The organism is Streptomyces griseoluteus, from assembly GCF_004784465.1.
GTDB classification, from domain to species: Bacteria; Actinomycetota; Actinomycetes; order Streptomycetales; family Streptomycetaceae; genus Streptomyces; species Streptomyces griseoluteus.
Genome location: NZ_SRRU01000004.1, coordinates 304,416 through 331,147, shown reverse-complemented (window position 1 = coordinate 331,147; position 26,732 = coordinate 304,416). Strand labels below are relative to the sequence as shown.

The 26,732-nt window shown below is 71.5% G+C and carries 24 protein-coding genes and 1 tRNA gene; 11 read left to right on the top strand and 14 right to left on the bottom strand.

From position 1 onward, the window contains the following. Nucleotides 1–116 precede the first annotated feature (116 nt). Complete coding sequence (locus E5082_RS32660; protein ID WP_135791464.1) at nt 117–1,145, bottom strand: hypothetical protein; 1,029 nt, start codon at nt 1,143–1,145, stop codon at nt 117–119. A 349-nt stretch (nt 1,146–1,494) separates the two neighbouring features. On the opposite strand from E5082_RS32660, the gene E5082_RS33425 reads away from it, so the two are divergent. Then, nucleotides 1,495–4,083, top strand: coding sequence for an ATP-binding protein (locus E5082_RS33425; protein ID WP_135791463.1), 2,589 nt, complete (start codon nt 1,495–1,497; stop codon nt 4,081–4,083). 188 nt (nt 4,084–4,271) lie between these two features. Here the strand turns inward: E5082_RS33425 and E5082_RS13395 are convergent, their stop codons facing one another. From E5082_RS13395 to E5082_RS32360, 3 genes are all read right to left on the bottom strand, one after another. Continuing rightward, the gene (locus E5082_RS13395) at nt 4,272–4,781 is read right to left on the bottom strand and encodes a phosphoribosyltransferase (RefSeq protein ID WP_031178948.1); all 510 of its coding nucleotides are present in this window, start codon (nt 4,779–4,781) and stop codon (nt 4,272–4,274) included. Between the two features lie 13 nt (nt 4,782–4,794). After that, nucleotides 4,795–5,370: a dCTP deaminase gene (gene dcd / locus E5082_RS13390; protein WP_030816566.1), complete on the bottom strand. Its 576-nt coding sequence runs from the start codon at nt 5,368–5,370 to the stop codon at nt 4,795–4,797. A gap of 95 nt (nt 5,371–5,465) precedes the next feature. Continuing rightward, nucleotides 5,466–5,624, bottom strand: coding sequence for a hypothetical protein (locus tag E5082_RS32360; protein ID WP_165425636.1), 159 nt, complete (start codon nt 5,622–5,624; stop codon nt 5,466–5,468). 184 nt (nt 5,625–5,808) lie between these two features. Here E5082_RS32360 and E5082_RS13385 point away from each other — a divergent pair. Beyond that, nucleotides 5,809–5,879 (top strand) — tRNA-Gly (locus E5082_RS13385). A 52-nt stretch (nt 5,880–5,931) separates the two neighbouring features. On the opposite strand, the gene E5082_RS13380 is transcribed toward E5082_RS13385, so the two are convergent. Further along, nucleotides 5,932–7,032: a helix-turn-helix domain-containing protein gene (locus tag E5082_RS13380; protein ID WP_308437521.1), complete on the bottom strand. Its 1,101-nt coding sequence runs from the start codon at nt 7,030–7,032 to the stop codon at nt 5,932–5,934. A gap of 239 nt (nt 7,033–7,271) precedes the next feature. Between E5082_RS13380 and E5082_RS13375 the strand changes: the two genes are divergently transcribed. From E5082_RS13375 to E5082_RS13355, 5 genes are all read left to right on the top strand, one after another. Continuing rightward, entirely contained in the window at nt 7,272–7,790 is a 519-nt protein-coding gene (locus E5082_RS13375; RefSeq protein ID WP_135791462.1) for a DUF4232 domain-containing protein, read from the top strand. Nucleotides 7,791–7,933: 143 nt separating this feature from the next. After that, a complete protein-coding gene (locus tag E5082_RS13370) occupies nt 7,934–8,440 on the top strand; it encodes a nucleotide triphosphate diphosphatase NUDT15 (RefSeq protein WP_135791461.1) in 507 nt (168 codons plus the stop codon). A gap of 101 nt (nt 8,441–8,541) precedes the next feature. Then, on the top strand, nt 8,542–9,531 hold the full coding sequence (locus E5082_RS13365) for an iron-containing alcohol dehydrogenase (protein WP_167514046.1): 990 nt from the start codon (nt 8,542–8,544) through the stop codon (nt 9,529–9,531). 44 nt (nt 9,532–9,575) lie between these two features. Next, nucleotides 9,576–10,595: a PfkB family carbohydrate kinase gene (locus E5082_RS13360; RefSeq protein ID WP_135791459.1), complete on the top strand. Its 1,020-nt coding sequence runs from the start codon at nt 9,576–9,578 to the stop codon at nt 10,593–10,595. Further along, entirely contained in the window at nt 10,588–13,026 is a 2,439-nt protein-coding gene (locus tag E5082_RS13355) for a tetratricopeptide repeat protein (protein ID WP_135791458.1), read from the top strand. Before E5082_RS13360 ends, E5082_RS13355 begins: the two co-directional genes overlap by 8 nt. 22 nt (nt 13,027–13,048) lie before the next feature. Here E5082_RS13355 and E5082_RS13350 read toward each other — a convergent pair whose 3' ends face one another. Beyond that, the gene (locus tag E5082_RS13350) at nt 13,049–13,444 is read right to left on the bottom strand and encodes a hypothetical protein (protein WP_135791457.1); all 396 of its coding nucleotides are present in this window, start codon (nt 13,442–13,444) and stop codon (nt 13,049–13,051) included. Between the two features lie 468 nt (nt 13,445–13,912). Here E5082_RS13350 and E5082_RS13345 point away from each other — a divergent pair, with 468 nt between their 5' ends. Both E5082_RS13345 and E5082_RS13340 read left to right on the top strand, forming a co-directional pair. Further along, a complete protein-coding gene (locus E5082_RS13345) occupies nt 13,913–14,671 on the top strand; it encodes a polysaccharide deacetylase family protein (RefSeq protein ID WP_135791456.1) in 759 nt (252 codons plus the stop codon). Nucleotides 14,672–14,718: 47 nt separating this feature from the next. Further along, nucleotides 14,719–15,288, top strand: coding sequence for a hypothetical protein (locus E5082_RS13340; RefSeq protein WP_135791455.1), 570 nt, complete (start codon nt 14,719–14,721; stop codon nt 15,286–15,288). Between the two features lie 19 nt (nt 15,289–15,307). On the opposite strand, the gene E5082_RS13335 is transcribed toward E5082_RS13340, so the two are convergent. The 3 genes from E5082_RS13335 to E5082_RS13325 form a co-directional block, all read right to left on the bottom strand. Then, a complete protein-coding gene (locus E5082_RS13335) occupies nt 15,308–16,687 on the bottom strand; it encodes a phosphatase PAP2 family protein (protein WP_135791454.1) in 1,380 nt (459 codons plus the stop codon). 241 nt (nt 16,688–16,928) lie between these two features. After that, nucleotides 16,929–17,981: an LAETG motif-containing sortase-dependent surface protein gene (locus E5082_RS13330; RefSeq protein ID WP_135791453.1), complete on the bottom strand. Its 1,053-nt coding sequence runs from the start codon at nt 17,979–17,981 to the stop codon at nt 16,929–16,931. 158 nt (nt 17,982–18,139) lie between these two features. Continuing rightward, complete coding sequence (locus E5082_RS13325; protein WP_135791452.1) at nt 18,140–19,012, bottom strand: PhzF family phenazine biosynthesis isomerase; 873 nt, start codon at nt 19,010–19,012, stop codon at nt 18,140–18,142. A gap of 92 nt (nt 19,013–19,104) precedes the next feature. On the opposite strand from E5082_RS13325, the gene E5082_RS13320 reads away from it, so the two are divergent. Further along, nucleotides 19,105–19,995, top strand: a complete 891-nt coding sequence (locus E5082_RS13320) for a LysR family transcriptional regulator (protein WP_135791451.1) — start codon at nt 19,105–19,107, stop codon at nt 19,993–19,995. Nucleotides 19,996–20,154: 159 nt separating this feature from the next. Next, on the top strand, nt 20,155–20,916 hold the full coding sequence (locus tag E5082_RS13315) for a glycosyltransferase family protein (RefSeq protein WP_135791450.1): 762 nt from the start codon (nt 20,155–20,157) through the stop codon (nt 20,914–20,916). Nucleotides 20,917–20,959: 43 nt separating this feature from the next. Here the strand turns inward: E5082_RS13315 and E5082_RS13310 are convergent, their stop codons facing one another. From E5082_RS13310 to E5082_RS13290, 5 genes are all read right to left on the bottom strand, one after another. Further along, the gene (locus E5082_RS13310; protein ID WP_341869154.1) at nt 20,960–23,074 is read right to left on the bottom strand and encodes an ATP-binding protein; all 2,115 of its coding nucleotides are present in this window, start codon (nt 23,072–23,074) and stop codon (nt 20,960–20,962) included. A gap of 189 nt (nt 23,075–23,263) precedes the next feature. Beyond that, nucleotides 23,264–24,271 (bottom strand): MIP/aquaporin family protein, encoded by a 1,008-nt coding sequence (locus E5082_RS13305; protein ID WP_135791448.1) that lies wholly within the window; start codon nt 24,269–24,271, stop codon nt 23,264–23,266. A 150-nt stretch (nt 24,272–24,421) separates the two neighbouring features. Further along, nucleotides 24,422–25,096, bottom strand: coding sequence for a DUF4328 domain-containing protein (locus tag E5082_RS13300; protein ID WP_135791447.1), 675 nt, complete (start codon nt 25,094–25,096; stop codon nt 24,422–24,424). 123 nt (nt 25,097–25,219) lie between these two features. Further along, the gene (locus E5082_RS13295) at nt 25,220–25,639 is read right to left on the bottom strand and encodes a DUF7144 family membrane protein (RefSeq protein WP_135791446.1); all 420 of its coding nucleotides are present in this window, start codon (nt 25,637–25,639) and stop codon (nt 25,220–25,222) included. A 132-nt stretch (nt 25,640–25,771) separates the two neighbouring features. Beyond that, entirely contained in the window at nt 25,772–26,458 is a 687-nt protein-coding gene (locus E5082_RS13290) for a DUF6445 family protein (protein WP_135791445.1), read from the bottom strand. Nucleotides 26,459–26,732 lie beyond the last annotated feature (274 nt).

The window sequence follows — 26,732 nt, the reverse complement described above, 5'->3', positions numbered from 1 at the left end:
ACAGCGACACAGGCGATGTCACCCGTACAGAGTGCATGCCGGGCGATCGGCATGGGGTGAACACGGCATCACCCCGCAGAGGTTTCCTCCGCGGGGTGATGAACTCGGTCTATCGATTAACCCTGGACACCGCCCTGGGTGTTGCCGGTGCCGCCACCCTGGACACCGCCCTGGGTGTTCCCGGTGCCGCCACCCTGGACACCGCCCTGGGTGTTCCCGGTGCCGCCACCCTGCACACCGCCCTGGGTATTGCCAGTGCCGCCACCCTGGACTCCGCCCTGGGTATTGCCAGTGCCGCCACCCTGGACGCCGCCCTGGGTGTTGCCCCGACCGCTGCCCTGCACACCGCCCTGGGTGTTCCCGGTGCCGCCACCCTGCACACCGCCCTGGGTGTTCCCGGTGCCGCCACCCTGCACACCGCCCTGGGTGTTGCCAGTGCCACCCTGCACACCGCCCTGGGTGTTGCCCCGACCGCTGCCCTGGACGCCGCCCTGGGTGTTGCCAGTGCCGCCACCCTGGACACCGCCCTGGGTGTTGCCAGTGCCGCCACCCTGGACACCGCCCTGGGTGTTGCCAGTGCCGCCACCCTGGACACCGCCCTGGGTGTTGCCAGTGCCGCCACCCTGGACTCCGCCCTGGGTGTTGCCGGTGCCGCCCTGCACACCGCCCTGGGTGTTGCCAGTGCCGCCACCCTGGACTCCGCCCTGGGTGTTACCGGTGCCGCCACCCTGGACTCCGCCCTGGGTGTTACCGGTGCCGCCACCCTGGACTCCGCCCTGGGTGTTACCGGTGCCGCCACCCTGGACACCGCCCTGGGTGTTGCCAGTGCCGCCACCCTGCACACCGCCCTGGGTGTTACCAGTGCCGCCACCCTGGACGCCACCCTGGGTGTTCCCCCTACCGCTGCCCTGGACCCCGCCCTGCGTGTTCCCCCTACCGCTGCCCTGGACCCCGCCCTGGGTATTACGACCCTGAGCATTACGGTTGATCTTGCAGTTCTTCTTCTGGCACGGCTGGTCCGGCGTCGTCGCCTGAGTTCCTGTGGGCGCCGGGGTGGCGAATGCGGAGGAGGGCGTGAGGGCACCCCCAGCAGCCAGGGCAGCCGATGCCGTCACCAGCGCCGCACGCTTCGCGAAGTTCTGCATGATGATTCCTTTCCGGGGACTATCGGGACCAGCCGGTTCGCGGCCCCGATTCGATTACGGAGGGCGTCCTCCGTAGCCCTGGGGCTCAAGCCGCCTCAACTCCGGGACATCAGGACGCGGCGGACCGCCACAGTCTTTTCTCGGAGGCGCGGGGGAGCCCGGGTTTGGAACTCCTCGACCAGCATGCGCCGCCGTCCTGGGCGGCGCATCGGGCGAACACCCCAAGTTCCACCCCGGGCACACCCCAGGTCCCGGCCCGGAACCCGGGCATTACCGCCCCGACGGCCTACCTGCTGGGATCGGGCTGGATCTTTTGCGCGGCTCCGGCCACGGAGAGAAACTGACTGTGATGGACCTGCTAGAGCGAGAGGCCGTTCTCCAGGACCTCACCGGCCACCTGAAAGTGGCAGTGAGCGGCCCGGGACGCCTGGCCCTTGTGCGTGGCGAGACCGGCATCGGCAAGACCGCCGTTGTTCACCGGCTGGCCCGGCTGGCCGATCCCCACGTCCGGGTGTTGTCGGGCGCCTGTGATCCGCTGGCCACTCCCCGCCCGTTGGGCCCCCTGATGGACCTGGCCCCGAATTTGGGTGCCGCGGCGCGCACCGCCCTGACCGGGGCGCTGGCCGGTACCTGCCGTTCCGACGAGCTCTTCGACTGCCTGCTCGCCGACCTGAGTTCCTATCCGAGCCTGCTGGTCGTGGAGGACGTCCACTGGGCCGATGAGGCCACGATGGACCTGCTGCGCCATCTGACCCGGCGCCTGCCCAGCGTTCCGGCGCTGGTGGCGGTCACCTACCGCGACGACGAGATCGGCCGGACCCACGACCTGACCGCCCTCCTCGGCACCCTGGCCGGTTATCCGTGGGTGTACCGCCACGACCTGCTCCCCCTGAGCCGCCGGGCCGTGGCCCGACTGGCCGCCGGACACGCCGTGGACGCCGAGCAGGTGTACCGCGTCTCCGCCGGAAACCCCTTCATCGTCACCTCGGTCCTGGCCGACCCCGCCGAGCCCGTCCCGGCCACGGTGCGCGAGGCCGTCGCGGGCCGCCTGGCCGGCCTGTCGGCCTCGGCGCGCCAGGTGGTCGACGTGCTGGCCGTCCTCGGCCGCCGGGTCTCGCTGCCGCTGCTGGCCGGCGTCCTGCCGGCCCCGGAGGAGGCTCTCGACGAGGCCGTGGCCTGCGGCATCGTACGCACCGAGGGGCGAACGGCCGAGTTCCGCCATGAGCTGACCCGGCAGGCGGTCCTGGAGGCCGTACCCGCCGCCCACCGGCTGCGAGTGCACCGGCAGGCACTGGCGTTGATGCGGTCCGGGCCGGTCGCGGCGGACGACCTGGCGCTGCTGGCCGATCATTCCGAGGGCGCCGAGGACGCGGCCGCCGTGCTGGAGTACGCGCCCGCGGCAGCCGCCCACGCCGCCGCGTCGGGCGCGCACCGGGAAGCGGCCGCCCAGTACGCCCGCGCCCTGCGGTACGCCGACGACCTGCCGACCGACCAGCAGACCTCCCTGCTGGAGGGCCACTCGCAGGCCTGTCTGCTGTCCAGCCGACTCGATGAGGGGGTGGCGTCCCGCCGTACGGCGGTGCGGCTGCGCCGGGCACTGGGTGACCGGCTGGGCGAGGGGGAGGACCTGCGCCGGCTGTCGTGCTGGCTGTGGCCGGCCGGGCGCACCGCCGAGGCCAGGCAGACCGGCCTGGAGGCAGTGCGGGTACTCGAAGGGCTGCGACCGGGCCGGGAGTTGGCGTGGGCGTACCTGAACCTCTGCCAGTTGGCCTGTCACGAGCATGAAGGGGTCGCGGTGGCCGCCGCCTACGCCGAGAAGGCGGCCGCTCTGGGCGAGCGTTTCGGCGACGCGGGGGTGGCCGACCAGGCGCACTTCTATGCCGCGGCGGCACGCATGCTGAGCGAAGGGGCGGGGTGGGAGGACTGCGAGCGGGCGGTGTCCCGCGCGATGGCGCGGGATCTGCCGGTGGACGCGGGCTTCCTGGCGCTCACCCTGTGCTGGCTCGCCGCGTTGCAGCATGACGCCGACCGGATCACCGCGGCCGCGAGCCGGGCGGAAGCCTACTTCCTCGATCACGACCTGCTGCCCCACCTGCTGTGCGCGAGGGCCTGGGACAGCTGGGGACTGCTGAACCGGGGCCTGTGGACCGAGGCCGCCGACACCGCGCAGGAGGTCGTGTCCCACCCCGGCTCACCACCGGTCGGCGAGGCGCTGGCCCTGACCGTCCTGGGCCTGGTGCGGGCGCGTCAGGGCGAGGACCAGGTGTGGCCGCTGCTGGACCAGGCGGCGGGCCTGGTCGACGCGGGCTGCCTGCTGGACACGGGTCTGGGGTGGGAGGCCCGGGTCGAGGCGGCCTGGCTGGCCGGTGACCAGGAGCTGGTACAGACGGAGGCACGCCGCGGGCTGGCCGCGTTGGCGGAGCGTACGCACCCCTGGCTGTCCGGCCCGCTGGCCTGCTGGATCCGCCGCGCCGGCGGGACACCCCCGCAGGTGCCGGCCGCCGAACCCTACGCGCTGGAGCTGACCGGCGACTGGGCCGGCGCCGCGGCCCGCTGGGACGGGCTCGGCTGCCCGTACGACGCGGCGCTGGCCCGCCTGTCCGGCGACGCAGCCGCGCTGCGCGAGGCCCGGGCCGCCTTCGAGGCCCTGGACGCCCGGCCGGCCGTGGCACGCACCCGCGCCGTGATGCGCGCCCGGGGGGTCCGCCCCGTCCGGCGCGGCGCACGGGCGGCCACCCGGGCCAACCCGTACGGGCTGACCAACCGGGAGCTGGACGTCCTCAAGCTGCTGAACGAGGGCCTGTCGGACGCCGAGATCGCCGCGCGCCTCTACATCACGCCCAAGACCGCCGGGCACCACGTGGGCGCGGTGCTGGCCAAGCTAGGCGTCCACACCCGGCACGACGCCGCCCGCAAACTGCACCCTCCCGAGCCGTGACAGGGGTTCCGTGACGGGTATCGGGGCAGCGGCGGGCCGGAATGCCGGTGCTGCGGCCGCGGCTTTCTGCATTTGCTGCGTTTCACTCGGTGTGTGGGGTCCACCAGGTGCGGCAGCGAGCGAATCGGGCGCCCGGTGGGAGAACTCCTGACGCGGCATGCGGGCCCACTGGGGTTGCGGCAACGGTCCTACAGGGCGTCCTTCGAGGGCGTGACCGGAGTGCCCGCCTTACGGCAGGGCGGCAGAACGGACCACGGGAAGTTGATCCAGTCCTCGGTGCGCTTCCAGACGTACTCGCACTTCACGAGGGAGTGGGACTTCTCGTAGATGACGGCGGAGCGCACCTCGGCGACGGTGTCGAGGCAGAAGTCGCGCACCAGCTTGAGCGTCTTGCCGGTGTCGGCGACGTCGTCGGTGATGAGCACCTTCTTGTCGGAGAAGTCGATGCGGTCGGGGACGGGTGCCAGCATCACCGGCATGTCGAGCGTGGTGCCGACGCCGGTGTAGAACTCCACGTTGACCAGGTGGATGTTCTTGCAGTCCAAGGCGTAGGCCAGGCCGCCGGCCACGAAGACGCCGCCGCGCGCGATGCTCAGCACGATGTCGGGCTCGAAGCCGTCGTCCGCGATGGTCTGCGCCAGCTCACGGACGGCCGTGCCGAAGCGCTCGTAGGTCAGGTTCTCCCGCACGTCGCTCATGTCGTCGTCACCCTCATACCTGGGTCCGGTGGAAGTTCAGGAAGGACCGCGAGGCGGTCGGGCCGCGCTGGCCCTGGTAGCGGGAGCCGTAGCGCTCGCTGCCGTAGGGGTGCTCGGCGGGGGAGGACAGCCGGAACATGCAGAGCTGGCCGATCTTCATACCGGGCCAGAGCTTGATCGGCAGGGTGGCGAGGTTGGACAGCTCCAGGGTGACGTGGCCGCTGAAGCCGGGGTCGATGAAGCCGGCCGTGGAGTGGGTGACCAGACCGAGGCGGCCCAGCGAACTCTTGCCCTCCAGGCGGGAGGCGAGGTCGTCGGGAAGCGTGATGACCTCGTACGTGCTCGCCAGCACGAACTCACCGGGGTGCAGGATGAACGGCTCGTCGCCCTCGGGCTCGACCAGCCGGGTGAGATCCGGCTGCTCCACGGAGGGGTCGATGTGGGGGTACCGGTGGTTCTCGAACACCCGGAAGTAACGGTCCAGCCGTACGTCGATGCTCGAGGGCTGAACCATGGATTCTTCGAAGGGATCGATCCGGACCCGCCCGGCGTCGATCTCGGCCCGGATGTCCTTGTCTGAGAGAAGCACGCCCCGAGGATACGCAAGGGGCGCGGACCGCCGACAATCGTGACGGGTCCGCGCCCCTGGTGGTGCGTATGCCCACCCTTAGGTGGTGCGTGTGCCTACCGCTTCTGCAGCGTGACCGGCACCGCGCTGCGCAGCCGCGCGCAGCGGGGACACCGGACGAGCCGGCCGGGGCCCAGCCGCTCGGCCTGCTGCATCGGGAACGAAGCGGCGCTGAAGACGTGCCCGTCCGCGCAACGGACGACGGTGCGTTCCATCAAGTCCCTCAAGTCCCTTCCCCAGGAGCCGCGTCGGGCTCGCTCCCCCGACGCCGAACGTCACGTTACGGGACCACCGGAACCTGACCCAGGCGGCACTCCGGGACCCCGAAGCCCCCACCGTAAGGTACAGTGAGCGAGCGTTCGGACGCCGACTGCACCCCAGTCGATATGTCCGTATTGCGCGGGTGTAGTTTAATGGTAGAACATCAGCTTCCCAAGCTGAGAGCGCGAGTTCGATTCTCGTCACCCGCTCTTCGAAAAGGGCCCAGGTCATCGACCTGGGCCCTTTTTTGCCTCCGGGATCTCACGCGTCCCGGTACCAATGTGTTCCGCCCACCAGGAACTCGTACACCGGCCGCCCCCGGCTCCCGCTCGTGCGGAAGGCCTCGCCGTGGTCGTTGATGCGGATCGTGCCCTGGCGGCCGGCGCTGTTCCACTGGAGGTCCACGTACCAGTGGACGTCGTGGGTGTCGGCGTGGGCGGTGATGTAGAGGACCTCGGGGTCGGTGCGGCTGACCTTGTAGGGGAAACCGCGCTGGCCGGCCTTCGGGGACAGTACGGGGTGGGGGGCGTCGAGGTCGGTGTCGAAGGACCTCGTCTGGACGCCTCCGCCGCAGCCGGAGGAGCCGAGGTACGCGTTCCAGGCCGGCGGTGGGCCGGAGTCGGCCACACCGACGTGCATCGACTCGATGACGACGGCCTCGTCGCCGGTGCCCTGGACGGTCAGCGCCACGCGCTGCTCGTCGGCGGCGACGGCCCGGTGTGCCTTCACCCAGCCCGGTAGGTCCTGTCCCATCACCGGCGGGGCGACCTCGGCGGGAGGCCGGTCGACGAGGTACTTCCCCTCGCACTGGGGGTCGTCCCAGCCGTAGGTGCGGGTGCTCACGGTGAGGGGGGCGGCGGTTGCCCGGCCGGGGACGGTGCCGTGCGCCGAGGGGTCACCGTCGTCGCGGTTCAGCGTCAGCGCGGTGGCCACCGTGACGACCAGGGCGACGGCCGCCGCGATCAGGGGCCAGTGCCTACGGCGAGGGCGGGGGGACGGCTCTTCCACGGAGGCCGTTACGCGTACGGGGACAGATGGGGCACCCTCCGACGCCGGGGACACGGGCGCGACACCCGCCCCCGGCGCCGGAGCAACCGCCCGCCGCCCCCGCTCCCGCGCCGCGTCCGCCAGTACCCACCGCCGGTGCAGTTCCACCAGCTCCTCCGGCGTCGCCCCGCACAGCCGGGCCATGCGGGAGACGACCGCGTAGTCGGCCGGTACGCCGTCGCCGCGGCAGTAGCGGTGCAGCGTCGAGGTGCTCATGTGCGCACGCTTCGCCAGAGCCTCGTAACTCAGCCCGGACCGCTGCTTCAACTCGCGTAAGAGCGCCGCGAACTCGGCGATCTCCTCAGCCGCCCCCACCAGTCCCCCATTCCGTCCGGCATCCCATGCCGACCGCGTTTCACCAGGTCAGAGCCGGTGCCGACATCCCAGCGTTCCAGAAATCCCGATGGAATGGCGGGCGGGACGCGGGGTGGCACAGGCTGAGGTCATCCAAGCACGGCACCCCACCGGTCACCGTGCTGGCCCAGCTTCCCTTGCGCTTCGAGCGCGTTGAACCGGCGGAAGCTCAACTCACCTACAGACAGGGCAACCCACTCATGCGCAGCACGACCCGTACCGCAGCCGCCTCCTCCCTGATGGCCCTCGCCGCACTCGCCCTCGTGGGCGTCCAGGCCGGCACGGCCCACGCCGCCACCACGGCCACCTGCACCACGGCCAACACCAAGCTGACCGTCACGGAGGTGTCCCGCCCCATCAACCACCTGCTGCTGAAGGCCACCAACACCGGCACCGCCACCTGCAACGCCTTCTACGCCCCCGTTCTGCGCGCCGGCGCCGACGCTCAGGCCCCGCTCGCCCGGGTCGAGGACAGCAAGCCGCAGGCCGTGGTGACGCTCAAGCCGGGCGAGTCCGCGTACGCCGGCATCGCCACGTACTCCCCCGACGGCGAGGGCGGCGCCACCGAGAAGACCCTCGGCGTGTTCTTCACCGACCGGAACGCGGGCACCACCGGCAAGGAGAAGACGCTGAACCTGCCGAACGGCGGGGTCTTCTTCAACAGCGCGGCCGCGGTGACGTACTGGCAGGACAACGCGGCCGACGCCCTTGTCTGGTAGGACCCTTCGGCACTCCAGGACGTAACCACCGCCAGCCGCACCGCGTATCCAGCCTTCATCGGGATGCCCGGTGCGGCTGGCCGTGTCTGGGCGCCCCCGGTCCGGAGGACACGGCAGGCGGTTGGGGTCCGTCGGCGGAGGGTATGTCAGACGGATCGGAGCCACCACGCCACCGCTGGGGCAGAAGGACGCTGTGGCGTGAAGGGCGCGTCCGGACACCTTCGGGGGGTTCCATGACTGTGGCCGAACGGCCGAAAGTCGGAGTGGGCGTCATGCTGCGGAGAGGTTCCGACATGCTGCTGGGGAAACGGCTCCGGTCGCACGGCGCCGGAAGCTACGGCTGGTGCGGCGGTCACGTGGAGTTCGGCGAGACGCTGGAGGAAGCCGCCGCCCGAGAGGTCGCGGAGGAGAGCGGCCTCAAGGTGCACGGCCTCAGGCTGCTGTGTGTGAGCAACGTCCGGGAGTACGGGCGCCACTACATCGACATCGAGTTCATCGCCGAGGACTTCGAAGGCACCCCCGCGGTGCGGGAGCCGGACCGGCTGGAGAGCTGGGACTGGTACCGGCTCGACGCCCTGCCCAGTCCGCTGTTCCTGCCTGTGCGACTGGCGCTCGACAGTTATCGGACGGGACAGATGTACAACCCGTGAGCCGGTATGCCACGCACCATTCACATCTCCCTGGGGGTGGGTGATCGATGAGAACGTCGGCCGGGTCGACTAGCCGGCGTGATCCGGCTTGCTATCCCCGTTTGCGCTTCGTCACGCGGCCGATCCCGGAAGCCCTGCTCGCCCTCATGGACGACTCCACCATTCTCCTGGCGGACAGCCACAACTTTCCTCTCGTCCGTGACGTGGGTGAGACGGTGCTGGTCACTGAACCGCGTGCGGATGTCGTGGACGACATCCGCACGACGTACCGCTACGAGAAGGTGATCGCCGTGGGAGGGTGTTCGGTACTGGACGTCGGCCGGGCATGCGCCCAGCCGGGGTCCTTACGGGTATTTCCGTCGATTCTCTCCAACTCGTGCCTGAGTACGGATCGCAGTGTGCTGATCGAAGACGGCACCCGGACCAGCAGACGCACCGTGGCGCCGGTCGCAACGGTGATCAGCCAGCCCTCTGTCCATGCGGCCCACCGGGGCCCGGGCGTCAAGTGGACGACTTCGGGTCTGGGTGACTTGTTCAGCTCGCTCAGTGCCGCGATCGAATACCAGTGTCCCGACGGCGAGGACGCCCTCCTCAATATGCCGGTCACCCGAGTGACATCCCAGATTCCCGTCGTCTGGGCGGCTGTGGAATGGGTGCTGGGCAGCCGGGGGTCCATGGCCGGCCTAGACCTGCGGTCGCTCGCCCGGTACCTGCACGAATCGTCTCTCGACGTGCTCCGTCTCGGGCACACCAGACTGAACGCCGCGAGCGAGCACCTGCTCTGCTACCGGCTTCAGGAGAAGCATCACTACCCGGCCGACCACGCGACGCACGGGCGTCTGGTCAGCATCGGCACGCTCCTCGTGTGCGCGATGTTCTCCCGGAGCAGCGGCCAGCACGGTTTCTACCGGTCGGTCCGGCGGCTCTACGAGAAGTCCGGACTACCCACCACCTACGGGGACCTGGCTCAGATCGGTGTCCACCGGGAGCACATCCTGCACGGGCTCGACGAGTTGGCCGAAACGAACTGCCTTCTCGGACGGTTGTACCGGCAGTACGCGTTCCGCATGGCCGACGAGGTCTTCGCCTGATACAGGCCGTTCACCAGCGGGTTCGTCACCGAGCAGAGGAGCGGATGGTGCAGCAATCGGGCGGGGCAAAGGCAGAGGCGGACCGACCGCGCATCGTGGTGACGGGGAACGCGGTCATGGACCTCCTCTACCGCGTGCGGTCCCTGCCGAAGTGGTCCGAGGCGGTTCCGGCCTCCGACGTCACCGTCCTGCCGGGCGGCAAGGGCCTCAACCAGGCACTCGCGGCGGCCCGGCTCGGCGCCCAAGTCCATCTCCTCAGTGCCGCGGGGCAGGACCAGTGGGGCGTACAGCTGAAGGAAACACTGGTCGGGAACGGCGTGGACGTCTCCCACTTTCTCCTGAGGGAAGGCGCTTCCACGTCACCCGTGGCAGTCCTCGTGGCGCCGGACGGAGCGACGGCCTTCATCGGGTGGAAGCAACCTCGCCCGCTGCGGCTACGCGACACCGACATCGAAGCGGTCCGTCCTGTCATCGGCGGCGCGAACCTCCTGATGGCCACCCTGGAGATAAGTCCGGCCATCCTGCTGCGGCTCTTCCAGATCGCGGCGGAGTCCGGAGTCAGCGTGATGCTCAACCCAGGACCCACTCCCGACCTGGCCGATCTGCCGGAGGTCGGCAAGCTCCTTCCCTACGTGGACATCCTGGTACCCAACCTCGAGGAGGCGGCGCTCCTGGCACAGGGGGCGGGCCTGGGCCGGCTCGACGGCGCGGAAGAACTCGCCGCCGCCCTGCACGGGACGGGCATCCCCGTCGTCTGCGTCACCGACGCGGGCCAGGGGTGTGCCGTGGCCTCCGACGAAGCCACGTTCCGGTCACCCGGATTCCCCTCCCGGGTGCAGGACACGACAGGGGCGAGCGACGCGTTCTGCTCCGCGCTGGCAGTAAGCAGGTCCTTGGGAGCAGGCCTTCGCACCGCCGCCGCGTATGCCAACGCAGCCGGCGCCCTCACGGTACGCACGGTCGGGTCCTCCTCCGGCCTGCCGGACGCCCGGTCCATACAGCGGGTGTTGTCGGAAGCGAAGAGCAGTCCGGTGACACCGGCCCGGGGAGACCTCGATGAGTGAGCGTCCCGCCGAGATCAGCGCCCGTGACCTGCAGGGTGCCCAGATCGGTGACGGTGGCCACCAGGCGAACACCTGGCACAACACCTGGATCACGACAGGTCCGTCCGTCCAATGGCCCATGCAGGTGGGTCGGCCTCCCACCCGGCCGGCTGCCTTCCAGCAGCGGCATGCAGTGTCCGCGTTGATCGCGCACATACTGGACGACGGCGGTGCCACCGTGCTGACCCAAGTGGTGGCCACCGGTGGCGGAGGGGTCGGCAAGACACAACTTGCCGCGAACGCCTTCCTCCAGGCCCGCGAAGACGGCGTCCAGCTCCTGCTGTGGGTCAACGCCATGTCCCGCGAATCGATCGTCAGTACGTTCGCGCAAGCACGCATCGAGACCAGCCCCGGTGCTCTGCACGCCCAGTCCGCCGACGTCCTCTGCGACCGCTTCCTCGACTGGCTGAGCACCACTCGGACGCCCTGGCTGATCGTCCTGGACGACGTGAGCGATCCCGCCGACCTGGTGGGGCTGTGGCCGGAAGGGCCGGCCGGGCGGGTTCTGGTCACCACACGGCGCAGGGATTGCGCACCGGCCGGTGCCCGGCAGATCACGGTGGACGTGTTCACCCCGGAAGAGGCGCACGCCTACTTCGTACGCAGGCTCAGTTCGCCCGGGGCACAGGACACCCATCCTCAGGTGCTGGACGAGGCCGCGGAGCTCGCGGATGACCTGGGCCGGCTGCCGGTGGCGCTGGCGCAGGCGGCCGGTGTCATCCGCAACCAGGGAATCACCTGCGCCGAGTACCGGGTCTCCTTCGCCCAGCGATCGCAGCGTCTCGACCACCTCTTCCCGGGAGACGCGAGCGCGGACGGCTACCGGCACACGGTCGCCACCACGTGGTCCCTCGCCGTCGACCGCGCGGACCAGCTTCCTCCCACCGGCTTGGCCCGTCCCGCTCTGTACGTGGCCGCGGTCCTCGATCCCAACGGCGCGCCCGACTCCATCTGGGCGGCCGAGCCCGTACGCCGGTTCCTGACCACGACGCCGTATCCCTCACGGTCGGAGGTCACACCGACAGAGGCCAGAGCGGCACTGCGCAACCTTCACCGGCTGAACCTGGTGACCCACGACCCGGCAGGCGGGTCTGTGGCTATCCGCACCCACGCCCTCGTGCAGCGGGCGGTCCTCGACCCGCTGCCCGCCGAGGTCCGCACCGCCGCGGTACGCGCCGCGGCGGACGCCCTCACTCAGGACTGGCCGGCGATCGAGGACGATCCGGAGCATTCGCGGGTCCTGCGGCACAACGTCGCCGCGCTCTCCGCGCACGAGGGCGCCGCCCTGTGGCAGCCGCGACTGCACAGGTCGCTGTTCCAGGCGGCCGGGAGCTTCGGCGAGCTGGGCCTGATCGATGGCGCGGTCGCCAACTGGGAGCACCTGACGGCGACGGCCACCGGGCACCTGGGCGCGGACCATCCCGACACACTGGCGGCCCGGTACGGCATGGCGTACTGGCTGGGATCGGCTGGTCGCGTCACCGAAGCTCTCCAGGCCATGGGCGAGCTGCTCGAGGACCGGGTCAGACTTCTCGGGCCGGAGCACCCGGAAACCCTCAACACCCGGCACAACCTGTGCGACTGGCAAGGCGCCGTGGGAGATGCGCCCGCCGCGGTGGCGGCGCTGCGCACACTGCTGCGGGACCGGTTGCGTCTGCTCGGTCCCGACCATCCGCACACCCTGATGACGCGGCACAGTCTGGCCCGCTGGCGAGGTGTGGCCGGTGACCCGGAAGGTGCGGTCCGTGAGTTCGAGTGCCTGGTCGCGGACCGCAGCCGGGTGCTCGGTCGGGACCACCCCGACACACTGGCGGCACGTCACGCCCTGGCGTGCTTCCGGGGAGCGGCGGGTGACTGCCAGAACGCAGTGGCGGAGTTGAGAGAGCTCCTGGACGATAAGTTGCGACTACTGGGTTCCGAGCATCCCAGCACCCTGACGACCCGGCACGACCTGGCCTGCTGGCAGGGTGCCCACGGAGACGTCGCCACGGCGGTCTCGGCCATGACGACGCTGTTGGAGGACAGGCGGCGCGTGCTGGGCACCGACCATCCCCGCACCCTCACAACACGTCAGGACCTGGCCGACTGGCTGGGGGAGACGGGGGACGCCGAAGGTGCCGCGCAGGCACTGAGGGCGCTGTTGGAGGACCGGCTGCGCGTCCTGGGTGGCCGGCACCCGGACGTCACGATCACCCTGCAAGGTCTGGCGTTCTGGCTCGCCGAGGCGGGGCGGACGGAAGAGGCGGCGGCCGCGGTGCGGGAGTGGCAGCAGGCCACGGAACAGAGTGGTCGTACGGCCTCCGCACCCGGACCGCCCGCAGGGCCGGACAGTTGGCGCGAGGGCCGCTCGCGCCGGTGGCTGACGCGCTGGTCCAGCCGGGCGCTGCAGTGAACCCACCTGCCGGCCTTGATCACTAGGTGCCGGCAGGTGGGGTGCCGAAGGTGTTCTGCTGGTGCCCGAAGTCGCCGATCTGCACGCCCTGCGCGTCCCGGACGTCGACCCGGTACTTCCCGCTGGCCGATCCCGTGGGGTCGGCTATGCGCATGATCTGCGCCGATGTGCGCAGTGCCTGTTCGTCGCCGTCAGCACCCGTCTCGGCGAGGTAGCCGCGTACGGCCGCCGCGAAGGTGTCGGGGTCCTGTGCGTGGAGATCGAGGGTGGCGGGAGCCTGTGGATGCCGTGCGAACAGGTGCCGTAGTCGCTCACGCAGCGCGGTGTGAGCGCTGTTGACGGCGAGTGTGGCCGACTGACCGACCGCGGCGGTACCGCCGATCGACAGGGCCGCGAGAATCAGGTCAGCGCCTTCCATGCATCCCCCCCGGAGTCATGCACTCGGATCCCCATCATGAGGCCATCGCGCCCTGCCGGCCACCACGCCGTTGCGCCAGGGGGTCACGGGCAAGGAGGTGCCGGTTGCCGGGGAAAGGGAGCCATCCGCGCCTCGCGGGTGGACGGCGTGCTCAGCGGAATCGCAGCCGCGCTCGGGGGAGGGGTCTTCCACCCAGAGATCGCCGCCTTCGCGCGGAAGGGTTGGCACTGGCCATTTCGTCGGGAGCGGGCCTGGTGATCCTGAGATCGGGATCGTGGGTGGCGGGTCCGCCGCTGCGAGCGGACCCAGTTGGTGGGCGGTGGTTGCCCTCGGGCCGGTACCCGTTGTCCGGGAACTCTCCCGGAATTGTCCGTGATCGGTAACACGCGCATCCCCCCGCTCCCGCCCTCCGTCCTGACAAGTGGTCGCGACGCGGCCGGGGTCGGACGGGCGAGAGTGGGGGCGGGCATGGCGCGGCACAACGGGACGCGGGGCTGGTACGGCAAGGTGGTCGGGGCGGCGCTCGGCGTCACGATGCTCGCGGTCGGCGCGTCCATATGGACCGCGCAGGCCGACACCGCGGGCGGGCCCGCGCCGAAGCCCGCGACGAGCAGCGTCAAGCCGGTCGACGTGACCATCGCGCACTCCTCCGACCGGGGCGCGCGCGGCGTCAACATCACCATCGACGACGGCCCCGACCCCACCTGGACGCCCCAAGTGCTGGCCGTGCTCGAGGAGTACGGGGTGAAGGCGACGTTCTGCATGGTCGGCACCCAGGCGCAGGCGCACCCCGATCTGGTGAAGCAGGTCGTCGCCGCCGGGCACCGGCTGTGCGACCACACGGTGTCGCACGACACGGCGATGGACAAGAAGCCCGTGTCCTACCAGTCGAAGCAGATCCTCGACGCCGAGCGCATGATCACCGAGGCGTCCGGGGGCGTACGGCCGATGTACTACCGCGCTCCCGGCGGCGCCTTCACCCCCGCCAGCCGCAAGCTCGCCGCCTCGCGGGGGATGCGTCCGCTCGGCTGGAACGTCGACACCAAGGACTTCGAACGGCCGGGTACGGAAGCCATCGTGGCCACGGTCGAGCGTGAACTTCCCAACGGCCCGACACTGTTGTTCCACGACGCGGGCGGTGACCGCTCACAGACGGTCGAGGCGCTGCGCCGCGTGCTGCCCGAACTCAAGCAGCAGGGTTACTCGTTCGGCTTCCCGGTGCGCTGAGAGCGGTTCACCCGCTCTTGCATCCCCCACTTCGAAAGGAACCTCCCATGAACCGCCACCTGCGCAAGGCCGTTGTCGCCTCTGTCGCGATCACCGCCGGACTGCTGATGACGGCGTGCCAGAGCGGCGCAGACTCCGCCACCGCCTCCGGCACGAGCACCACGTCCGCCGCTGGGACGGCCACGGAATCCCCCGGGTCCCAGGACGCCGGCGGGTCGGAGCGGCAAGCCGCGCAGCAGGGCTCCGGCGCGGATTCCTCCACCGGCTCCTCCACCGGCACGGGCTCCGGCTCCGGCTCCGGCACTGTCTCCCCCTCCCGTGACACCGCCGTCGAGGGCATCGACAAGGGCGAGGGCGTCAACGGCACCTGGTTCGGCAACGTCTCGTACCTCGCCCCCGGCAAGTACACGGTCAGCGACCAGAAGAACAGCGAGCAGGAATTCCTCCTCGCCGAGGACACCGAGATCATCGGCTACGACGACATCTGCGGCGACCCGGGCGTGGCCGGCGGCACCAAGTGCACCGAGGCCCAGCTCGAGACGGCCGCGAAGAAGGGTGTCTCGGCCGAGGTCGTGATCAGGAACGGCATCGCCACGAGCATCCGCGACGACCACTGAGCCCGGCCGCGAGGACGCCTCACGCCGGTTCGAGCTGCGGCTCCGGCCGGGGCGTCGGCGGGGCGGCCTTCGGCTCCCAGCGGGCGGTGGTGCGGAGGTAGCCGTAGATCACCGCGGCCGTGGCCAGGAGGATGAAGGGGCCCACCGTCCAGGGGTGGTGGGCCATCTGTACGGGCAGGAAGCGGGCCGCGAGCAGGAGGGCGGTGAAGAACGCCACTCCCCCGGCGACCTGCTGTACGGCCCGGCGGTCCCAGCCGTGGTCGAGTGCGCGCAGGGCCGTCTCGATGGTGAGCGTGAACACCACACCGGCGACGAGGTCGATGCCGTAGTGGTAGCCGAACCCCAGGGTCGCGGCGAGGGTGGCCAGGAGCCAGAAGGTGCCCGCGAAGCGCAGGAACCGCGAGGCTCTGCGGGAGTGGATGAAGATCGCGGTGGCCCAGGCGGTGTGCAGGCTGGGCATGCAGTTGCGGGGCGTGATCGCGTCGTAGACCACCGGGTGCGGGGACCCGACCGGGGGCGGGGTGTGCGGCCAGATCTCGGCGACGGCCCAGTGCGCGCTGCCCGTGCCGAAGGCGCCGGTGCCGTAGGCGAAGACGGGGCCGACCACGGGGTAGATCATGTAGATGGCCGGTCCGAGCAGGCCGATCACCAGGAACGTACGCACCAGATGGTGGGCCGGGAAGCGGCGCTCGGCCGCCACATTGCGGAGCTGGTACAGCGACACGACGACCGCGGCCACCGCGAGCTGGCCGTAGACCACGTGGAGGATGTTCGAGCCCACCGGGCCGGTGGCCGCGACGATCCGGCCCGCCACCCACGAAGGGTTGCCCAGCGCGTGATCGGCGGTCGCCACGTACGGGTCGAGCACCAGGGGACGGGTCTTGGAGGTGATCAGCAGCCAGGTGTCGCCCGTCTTGCGGCCGGCCACCAGCAGCAGACCCAGGCCGACGCCCTTCAGCAGCAGGACGCGTTCCCGGCCGGTACGACGGGTGAGCGCGATGACTCCGCAGCCCAGTACCACCCACAGCGCGCCGTTGCCGAACGCGCGGCCCTCGTTTCCGCCGACGCCGCCGATGTCGAACGCCCAGCGCGTCAGCGCGAGGACGGCGTCGATGCCGAGCGCCACTCCGATCGCGACGAAGCGCTGCCGCCAGGTGAGCACCACCAGGGTCAGCGCCAGGCCGGCGTACAGCAGAGCCCCCGACTTGGGGCGGTACACCAGCTCCGCGACCTGGTGGGTGAGCGGCCCCGGCAGGCCGTACCGACGCGCGGCCAGCTCCAGCGCGACGAGGAATCCGAGAGCCGTCACACCCGCCGCGGCCCAGAGTCCCGTCCGCGCCCGCCCCTTGGGGGTGGACGCGGTCGGGCCGGATATTCGCGAAAACCCCCGTGACAGCATGCGCCTCAACTTATCGGCACAGGGCACTGAAAAGCGCCCCTATGGACAGAACTGATCAACAAAGGGCGGACCTGGGCGGGGGCGGCACGTGAACAGGCCCGGACGGGAGATCGTCCGGGCCTGCTCGGGGTCGTACGGGGCGCGCTGTGGCCCTGGTCGTACGGGGTGGTCGTCACCTCAGCCGTACGGGGTTGGCCGCCGGCACCTCAGCGGTGCGGTGCCGCCATCGCCACTGGCGTCGTCAGACCGCGACGTTGCCGCCCTCGTTGCGGCGGCGGCGGACGACGAAGACCGCGCCGAGGCCGAGCGCGACGGCCGCGCCACCGGCGAGGGCTATCGCCGGGAGGGCCGAGCTGGAGCCGGTCTCGGCGAGGTGGCCCTGGGGGACGACCTGGGTGTTGCCGGCGGGCTTGGTGGTGGGCAGGGGCTTGCTGCCGCCCTGCGGCTTCGGGGTGGAGTCGTCGACCGGGCCGGGGGTGGCGCCGGCGGCGAGGATGTCGAACTCGTAGAAGTCGTCGTCCGACGCGTAGACGCAGTTGCCCTCGTCGTCCACGTACGAACCGATGCTGATGGCGAAGCCGGCCCCGGCGGGGGCCTTCTTGTCCACCGACAGGCGCAGGTCGATGGAGAACGACTCCTTGGCCTTCACGTCGGTGTAACCGAGGTAGCCGGCGGACTCGTCGTCGAGGTCCACGGAGATGTCGTTCCACTTGCCCGAGGTCGGGTCCTGGTACTGCAGGGTGAGGTACTGGGTGGCGTCGGAGAAGTCGTCCTCGCCCATCGCCGCGGCGAAGACACCGAGGTCGACCCGCTTGTAGGCGTGCTCGCCCGAGTTCTTCACGTTGAGCTTGAAGCCGTGGAACCCGCTGCCCGCGACGATCTTCGACGGCAGCCCGGAGAGGCTGGTGGTGAGTTCCTTGTCGAGCTTCGGGTCGGTGTCCTCGCAGTCCTCCGGGCCGGTGGACGCGGACGCCGACGCGGAGGCGGAAGCGCTCGGCGAGGTGGACGCGGGGGTGGAGGCGGACGCCGAGGCGGAGGTGGCGTCCGTGGAGGGCGCGGCCGAGGTGGAGTTCTGGGCGGGCGGGGTGGAGGTGCCCGTCTCGGCCGAGGTGGAGGTGCCGGTGGCCGGGGTGGAGGTGACGCCGCCCTCGGGCTCGGTCTCCCCCGTCGTGACCGACTCGGAGGCCGAGGGGGAGGGGTTCTCCTCCGCCTGCGCCACCGAGGCCGTCATGAGCACGACCGGAGAGAGGACGGCCGTCGCAGCAGCGAGGGCCAGGGAACGACGCAGCTTCATTACGAACCTCTGGGCAGCAGGGATCAACGTATGCGCATAGCTGACTCGCCTGCGGGGAAAAGGGTTGCCCAAAAAGTTTCGAAATCTCTACGCCAAGTGCCCGAGTTCAGCATACAGATGGGGCATGAGTGATCATTTACGGATGAGACGGGCGGGACTCAGGAGGCCGGCGTGGCGATCGGTACGGCCTGCCCGGTGACCCTCACGGGAGTCTCGTACGGGTCCACCTCGATGGTGAGGTCGCTCGGGCGGCCCATGTCCTCGCCCTGGCGGATGGTGATCGCGCTCGGGGCGGTCACCAGGCCGATGGTGCGCAGATAGCCGCCGAACGCCGCCGCCGCCGCGCCGGTGGCCGGGTCCTCGACGACGCCGCCGACGGGGAAGGGGTCGCGGGCGTGGTAACTGCCGTCGTTCTCCCGCCAGACGAGGTGGACGGTCGTCCACCCGTGGGTGCGCATGACGGTGGCGAGGGCGTCGAAGTCGTAGTTCAGGTCGGCCAGTCGGGCGCGGGAGGTGGCGGCGAGGATCAGGTGGTCGTTGCCCCCGAAGGCCACGTGCGGCGGCAGGGCCGGGTCCAGGTCGGCGGCGTCCCAGTGCAGGGCGGCGAGCGTGGCGGTCAGCTCGGTGGCGTCGGCCGGGCGGGAATGGGCGGGGACGCTGGTGAGGGTGGCCCCTACGGTGCCGTCCCGGTCGGCCGTCGTCTCGACCCTGATCTCCCCTGCGGGTGTATCGAAGTGGAGTTCACCGGTGCCGATGCGTTCGGCGAGGGCCACCGCGGTGGCGACCGTGGCGTGGCCGCAGAAGGCGACCTCGGCGAGGGGGCTGAAGTAGCGGAGTGTGAACCGGCGTCGGGCGTCGTCCCGTTCGGTGACGAAGGCGGTCTCGGAGTAGCCGACCTCGGCCGCGACGGCGAGCATGCGCTGCTCGTCGAGGCCGGTCGCGTCGAGGACGACCCCTGCGGGGTTTCCCCCGTGGGGGTCGGGGGTGAAGGCCGCGTAGCGCAGGACATCGGGTGCCGTGGTGTGAGCCATGCCCCTATGCTGGCGCTTCCAGGGGCATCAATGCCAACGATTGTTTTTCATACGAGCCATCGGCATCCTCGATGGCTGGCTACCCTTCCGCCATGGAAACCCGGCTCCTCCAGACCTTCGCCACGCTGGCCAGAACGGGCAGCTTCACCGCCGCCGCCACCGAGCTGCGGCTGGCGCAGTCCACGGTGACCGTGCAGATCAAGGCGCTGGAGAAGGCGCTGGGCACGCGGCTGTTCGACCGGGTGGCCAGGGGGGCGCTGCTCACCGAGGACGGGCGGCGGCTGCTCGGCACGGCCGAGGAGGTGCTGGAGGCGGAGTCCCGGCTGTTCGCGGCCGCCGCCGAGGACGGGCCCGTCACCGGGACGGTGGTGGTGGGTGCGGGTGAGACCCTGTGCTCGGCCCATCTGCCGCTCATTGTCGCCGCGTTGCGTGAGCTCCACCCCGAGGTGGAGGTCCAGCTGGAGCCCCGCGGCACCTCCGCCGCGCTGACCGGCCTGCGCTCCGGCCAGCTGGACCTCGCCCTGCTGCTGGAGGAGCGAGTCAACCACGCGGACATCGCCGCCGATCGCATCTCCGCCCAGCCGCTGGACCTGCTGTGCGCCCCGGGCCACCGGCTGGCGGACCGTACCCACCCGGCGACCTGGGAGGAGCTGGCCGAGGAAGACTTCTTCCTCCATGAACAGGGCTGCTCCTACAGCGACTGGCTCGCCGGCCAACTCCAGGCGGTCCCCGGCGCCCAGCCCCGTATGACCCGCTTCGGCAGCATCGAGGCGGCCCGCTCCTGCGTCACCGCGGGCCTCGGCCTGACAGTCCTCCCCCACGCGAACGCGTCCCACGCCCTGGAGGAGGGCCGCCTGACCCTGGTCGCGGGGCCGCCCCTGCCGGACGTCCCCATCCACCTGGCCCACCACCGGCGACGACAGCCAACTCGAGCGGCTCGGGCGGTAATGAAGGCGGTCGCACGGCACTTCGAGCAGGGGTAACCCCCCTGCGGAGTCCCCTCACTCCAGGTGCGCCACGACCGACCGGTGGAAGCGGTGTACCGGGAGCCTTTTGCGGAGCCGGGCTGGGGGTGCGTGTGCGCATTAGGGTTTCGGAAGTTCGGGGCAGGGCCTCGGTTGTCGAAGGGGAACGCGTTTCGTATGCCTACGCTCAGTGTCCTGACGCCCGTTCACGACGGTGGGCAGGGCTATCTGCGGGAGTTGTACGACTCGTTGTGTGCGCAGCGGTTGCCCGGCGGGTGGGGGCTGCAGTGGGTGGTGCAGGAGGACGGGGAGACGGGGCGGCCGGCGGGGGTGCTGCCGCAGGAGGCGTGGATCTCCACCGGCACCGGGCGTCACGGTGGGGCCGCGCGGGCTCGCACGCTCGGACTGGCTCGGGTGAGCGGAGCCCTGCTGCGGTGCGTCGATGCCGATGATCTGCTGCCTGATGCCGACGCGCTCGCCCGCGACATCGAGGTGCTGGTTGCCCAGCCCGGTTACGGCTGGACCGTCGCCCCCTGTCTCGACCTGCACCCCGACGGGCGGCTCGAACCCGGACCCTACGATCCCGAGCCCGGTCCGTTGCCCGCTCGGGCCCTGCTGGACGGGGCCGCGCGTGGGGCCATGCCGGTGGTCGGGACCACCCAGACCGTTCACACCGAGCTGGTCCGGCTCCTGGGCGGCTGGCCCGCGCTGCCCGCGTTCGAGGACGGGGCGCTGCTGCTGAGCTGCGAGGCGGTCAGTCCCGGCTGGATGCAGGCCGAGCCCGGCACGCTCTACCGCAAGCACCCCACCCAGCACACCGCGTCCGCAGCCTTCCGGGACCGCGCCGAGGCCCGGCTCCGCGTCCAGATCGCGGTCCAGCGGGCGGAAGCTCTGCACGCGGCGGGGTGGCGCTGGCGGCCCACGGCGATCAAAGGCTGACTCGGTCGCCTTCGTGTTTCACGTGAAACCACCCGATTGCCCCTCACATACGGCTGGACGTTCTGCTCGGCATGAGCGTGTCCGTCCGAGGTGCCGGCACCGTGGGTCGCGGGGTCCGGGGGGCCTCGATGTCGGCGAGCAGGCGGTGCAGGGACGCGCGTACGGACGGGATGTCGGGAGAGTCCGGGGTGCCCGGCAGGGGGACGCGGGCGTCCAGCGTGGCCAGGGTGCGGTGGGCGCGGTGCCAGGCGCGGGCGGTGTGGCCCTGGTGGTGGTCGGTGTAGGCGCGGGCGTAGCGGGCGAGGGCCGTCGCCCAGGCGTCGTCACGTACGCCGGGGAAGGACAGCGCGCGGCCCGCGCTGCGGCCCGCCGCGCCCGGTGAGGTGCGGACCTGGGCCAGGGCCAGTGCCGCCAGGCTCACGGCGGGGGCCGGGCCGCCGGGGGCGAACGCCGGGACGGTGTCGGCGGCCTGCCGGAAGCACTCGGCGGCGGTACGGGCGTCCCCGCGCTCCCACGCCACCACGCCCTGGACATGCGCGACCCAGCCGATCAGCGCGTCGTCACCGGCGAGGACCGCCACCGGCCAGACCTGGCCGAGCAGGGTGCGGGCGGTGGCCGGGTCGCCGGGGGCGTGCAGCCAGGCGGCGAGCCAGCGGGCGCGGGCGGTGAGGTGGTCGTCGGCGGTCGCGCGGGGCAGCAGGCGGGCCAGATGGGCGCGGCCCTCCTCGCCGTGGTCGTACACCGTCCACCAGAACCACAGGTCGGCCACCGTGGCCAGCGCCGCCGTCACCTGCGCGGCCGGTGCCTCGGGGCGGGACGCGTACTCCACCAGCGCCGTCAGCTCGGCCGCGTTGTCCCGGACGAGACGGGCCGCCTGGCGCTGATCGCCCGCGTGCCACAGGTGCTCGGCCACCTCCGCGAGACGGCGGTGGTGCAGTACATGGCGTTCCACGGCCACCTCGAACTCACCGGCCGCGCCCAGGCGTTCGGCACCGAAGTCGCGGGCGGCGCGGGTCATCCGGTAGCGGGGCGGGCGCAGGCCACCCGGTTCGTCGAGGGTCTCCAGCACTCCGGCGGCGGCCAGCCGGGCGAGGCAGGTGGCGACCTGGTGCGGGGCGACTCCCGCACCGGCGCACAGGTACGCCGCCGTCGGCTCGGTGAACACCCCCTGGAAGACGCTGCTCCGGCTCCACACCGCGCGCTCCGGCCGCTCGCACAGCAGATACGCCGCGCCGACGGCCGACCGCAGCGAGCGGTGCCTGCGCAGTGCCGGGCCGGGTGCGGCCAGCCAGCACTGGCCCTGCTCCAGCCGGTCGGCGAGCGCCCGGGCGGAGGGCTCCGCCTCGAGTTGGCCGGCGGCCAGCTCCACGGCGAGGGGTACGCCCTCCAGCACCCGGCAGATCCGGGCCACGGCCGCCGACTCCGCGCCCTCCGCGCGGAAACCGGGGGCGGCGTCGCGGGCCCGCGCGAGGAACAGCTCCACCGCCGCGTCCGGGGCCAGCGGGGCCAGCCGCAGCACCCGTTCCTCACCGAGCCCGAGCGCCTGACGGCAGGTCACCAGCACCCTCACACCGGGTACGTCCATCAGCAGCCGTTGCACCAGACCCGCGCACTCGGTGCGCACCGCGTCGGCGTCGTCGAGCAGCAGCAGGACGGACCGCCGCCCGGCCGTGCCCCGCAACGCCGCGACCAGGTCGGCAAGGGAGGGGCGGGCCTTGGTACGGGCACCGCGCGCGGCCGGTACGGCCCCCGCGCCGACTCTCCGCCGCCCACCCGCGCCCACAGCCACACCCCGCGGCCCCAGCACCGCCTCCGACACCCGAGCGGCGAGCGCCCCCACGGCCACGGGCCCGCCTCCGCCGGGGCACCGCACGTAGATCACCCGGGTCCAAGCGGGCGCGCCCTCCGCACCGTCACCCCTCTCACCCCCCGCCGCGACAGCCGCCAGCGCGCTCTTCCCCACGCCCGCGGCCCCCGTCACCGTGACCAGCCGATGCCGCGCCAGCGCGTCCCGGAGGGACCCCGTCTCCTCCCCCCGCCCGATCAGCCCGTCCGGTCCGCAACGCCCCGCTGCGGACGCCCACTCCGTGTCCTCGGCGTATGCCCACACTGTTCTGCGCTCCGTAGCTCGCGGCGGTGCGGCATCCGGTGGCCGCATGCTCAGAGAGGGCGGCAAAATCGTTCCTGCGCCGCGCCGCCTTCACGCAGAGTCCAACGGCCGCCCGCGACCTCGGGTGCGGACGCGGGCCAGGGATCACACCCCGCGCTGAACCCTCGTACACAGGTGCACATAGCGGTGGGCGGCCCGGCATCCGGGCCGCCCACGCGTCCAGCCTGCCGGGAGAACCTAATACTCGTCATCCTCGTCCGGCCCCTTCCGCCTGCCGCCGCCGCGGCCCGTCTCGTCGTCCTGGTCGATCGTCCTGACCGGGCGGGTACGGCCGGGCTCGGGGAGTTCGCCCAGGTGGTTGCGGAGATAGAGGACGTCGCCGATGAAGAGGTCGTAGAGGAAGATGCCGACCAGGCCGCCGATCAGCGGGCCCACAATGGGAATCCACCAGTAGTCGCTGAACTGGCCCGGCTGGCTGCCCGGGAAGGCGAGGCTCCCCCAGCCCGCCACCCAGGTCAACAGCCGGGGGCCGAAGTCGCGGGCCGGGTTGATGGCGTAGCCCGCGTTGGCGCCGTAGGACATGCCGATCGCGGCGACCGCGAAGCCCACCATCAGCGGGGCCAGGTTCGCCTTCACCGCCTGGTTGCGCAGGTCCAGGATGGCGACCACGAACATCACCAGGAAGCCCGCGCCGGCGATCTGGTCGATCAGCGGCCCCCAGATGCCCCCGTGGAAGTAGGGCGCCGGGAAGGTGGCGAAGATGGAGAACGAGGCCAGGGTATGACCGTCGGTCTTGGGTCCCGGAGCTGCCGCGTCGAAGGTGTCGATCGCGTTGTGGTAGACGAGGTACACCAGCGCCGCCCCGGCGAACGCGCCCGCGACCTGGGCGAACCAGTACGGCAGCACCTTCAGCCAGGGGAAGCCCCGGCGCACGGCCATGGCGAGGGTGACCGCGGGGTTGAGGTGGGCCCCGCTGACGCCGCCGGCCACGTACACGCCGAAGGTCACGGCCAGCCCCCAGCCCCAGGCGACGAGCAGCCAGTCACCGGCGGCAAGGAAGATCGTCGTGGGGGTGGCGGCGCGGCCGGAGCCCGGCAGCGCGGCGACCGCCATGGCGACGACACCGCAGCCGAACGAGATGAGGACGAAGGTCCCGATGAACTCCGCCATGAGCTCGCCCGCCAGACCGCCCCGGTGCCGGAGCCGGGACGGCTTGATGAGCGGGGGAATGTCTACAGCAGCCATTGAGGCCCCCTAGCAGAGGAGCGGTGGGGCAAACATCCTCATGTTCACCCACACCGCCCCGGCCCGCAGGACGGGAAACCCGTCTGGCCTAAGGGTTGTTGCGGGGGCGCCCCCAGAACCGGCGGCCCCGGCGCGTTTCCCTACGGGATGTCAGGCCCCCGCGAGACGCGCCGTCTGTGCCCCCGTCACCGTACGCACCATCAGCGCCCCCGCCACGGCCGCGCCCGCCACGGCCAGGTCGGCCACCAGCAGCGGCCCGATCTCCGAGTAGGCCCGGCCGATCACGGAGTCGGCGTCCCCCTGCTGGAGGAAGCCACCGAGCAGGCCGGCCAGCCACAGCCCCCACCACACGTTGACCACGGCCGGCAGCCGCCGCTCCGCCGCGCTCGCCCAGTAGGCGTCGGCCACGATGCAGCGCGGGAACCAGAGGTTCACCACCGGCACCACCCAGCCCAGGTACACCCAGATCCCCGCGTACTTCGGCGGGCGTCCCGACAGCGCGCGGGCGTTGTCCCGGACCCGCCCCAGCCACATCAGGAAGGCCGCCGCGCACAGCAGGGTGAGCACGGAGCCGGCCGTGCTCACCAGGTGGTACGAGTTCTCCAGGGAGGTGAGCGGGCGGTGCACCCCGTCGCCCTGGTCCGGGAGCCCGGAGGCGGGCTCGCCAGCGCCGTACAGCCGTATCTCCCACACCGCCCGGGCCAGCCAGCCGGCCCCGGTCAGCAGGAGCGTCCCGGCGGCCAGCCGGGCGAGGGAGTCCGACGCCCGCGGGTCGGGCGGCGCGGCAGGGGTGTCGAGAGCGTTGTCCGTGGTCACGGGGCCCATCCTCGCCCCCTCAACTGGCCGGTCACCAGGGACTATCGGGCCCGGAAACCGATGAAACCCGGACAAGGGGCCGGTGCCGCGCGGGAGAGCGTCGCGGCACCGGCCCGTAGGGGGAGGCGGCGGTCAGACGACCGGACGGCCCTCCGGGTGCCAGGTCGCCAGCGCCCAGATGATGAAGAAGTCGAGGGCGATGGTGATCAGCGACCAGAGGGGGGCGTACGGGAGGAACAGGAACTGCAGGATCAGGCCCAGTGAGATGATCACGATGCCGACCAGCCGCGCCCAGGCCGCTCCCATCAGCACCCCGATCCCGGCCGCCACCACGATCACACCGGCCACCAGCAGGATCCAGCCCCAGCCGGTCAGGTCGATCTTGTAGACGTAGGCGTTGATCCGGGCGTACACGTCGTCCAGGGCGATCGCCGAGATGCCCTGGAAGATGTGAAGGATGCCGTTCACCAGCATCAGGACACCCGCGAATACCGCGCCTCCCTCGGCCAGCCCGTTGTACTCGGGCCGCGCCGACTGCGTCTGCTGGGTCATGGCCGTTACCTCCGACGTCTCGTCCCCCGTGAACCCCGGACGGGGTCGTAGGTACGACGATCCGACGCGCGGCGCCCGGCGACCACGGGGACTAGGCCGTACGGGTGACGCCCCGGCGCGGTCCTGGGCGTGTCACGCCATCCAGAAGAACACCGCCGTCATCCGCTTCTCCTCCAGCGTGCGGCCGGTGTAGGCGGTCGCGCTGTGCACCAGATTGGCGTTGTAGAGCAGCAGGCGGTTGGCGCGGTGCGGCACGCGCACGTCCTCCTCGAAGGCATCGGCAGCGACGAATCGGGTACCGAGGGCGTCGACGAGGTTGTTGTGCGGGGCCTGGACGACATTGCCGCCGAGCCGCCCGCCGGGGAGGGACTGGCGGTAGAAGCTGGTGCCGCAGTGCTTCGGCACGGCGGGGTTGAGGTAGAGCACGGCCGCGTACCGGCACAGCGCGCGGGAGTCGGTGTGCGGGCGGGGCTCGCTCTCACCCTCGCCGACGACCTGGACGCAGTTGTGGTTGAGGGTGCCGCCGCCGGGCGCCCGCTGCACCCACAGCTCCTTCGCGCCGGTCGCCTTCTTCACCAGCCGCTCCACGCGCGCCAGCTCACCGGGTTCGAGACCGGGCATCGCCCGCAGGCCGGGCCAGGTCTGCGAGGTGTACGGGTATCCCTCGGCCCAGTCCTCCTTGGCGAGACACCGTTCGCGCACCGCACCGGCGTCGGGCAGCGCGTCGTCCAGCACCCAGTAGTCGCGGCCCTCGGTGGGCTTGCGGTACGGCAGGACGGGCAGGGCCGCGGGCGTCCGGGGCGGTGGCTGTGGGGGCATGCGGCGAAATCTAGGCCGCTGACCTGGGCCGCTTCGCCCGAGGGCAGGTCAACCTTTGGCCAACGTCCGCTCATACACTGGTCGTTGGCGGGCCAAGGACGCCCCCGTCGCACAGCACCGGACACCGGCGCGGAATCTTTTCGGCGGCTGTCGAGACGATTCGGCTCCGCGTCCGTACTGCTGTGTGTCTGAACCGCCTGTCGGCGGAACCACGACCGGGCAGGAGGAACGGTGCGCTTTTCGCGGAACGCGACGGGAACTCTCTTCGTGGGCG